At 55.6% G+C, this 279-nt stretch carries 1 protein-coding gene; it reads right to left on the bottom strand.

Annotation, left to right across the window (positions count from 1 at the left end; translation table 11 throughout):
* On the bottom strand, nt 1-279 hold a 279-nt coding region (locus HMPREF2542_RS09380), incomplete at both ends, for a hypothetical protein (RefSeq protein WP_186822144.1).

The raw sequence follows: 279 nt of genomic DNA, 5'->3' as shown, positions 1-279 counted from the left end.
TTCCTGAACCGGTGTTCGTGCCGCTACCTGTGTTCGTTCCTGAACCGGTATTCGTTCCTGAACCAGTGTTCGTGCCGCTACCTGTGTTCGTTCCTGAGCCGGTGTTGGTTCCTGAACCGGTGTTGGTTCCTGAACCGGTGTTGGTTCCGCTGCCTGTGTTAGTTCCTGAACCGGTATTGGTTCCGCTACCTGTGTTCGTTCCTGAGCCGGTGTTGGTTCCTGAACCAGTGTTCGTGCCGGAACCTGTGTTCGTGCCGCTACCTGTATTGGTTCCTGAAC

It is taken from the genome of Streptococcus sp. HMSC034B05, from assembly GCF_001809055.1.
GTDB classification, from domain to species: Bacteria; Bacillota; Bacilli; order Lactobacillales; family Streptococcaceae; genus Streptococcus; species Streptococcus constellatus.
The sequence above is the reverse complement of the archived record's forward strand: the minus strand, read 5'-3'. Positions and strand labels throughout refer to the sequence as shown.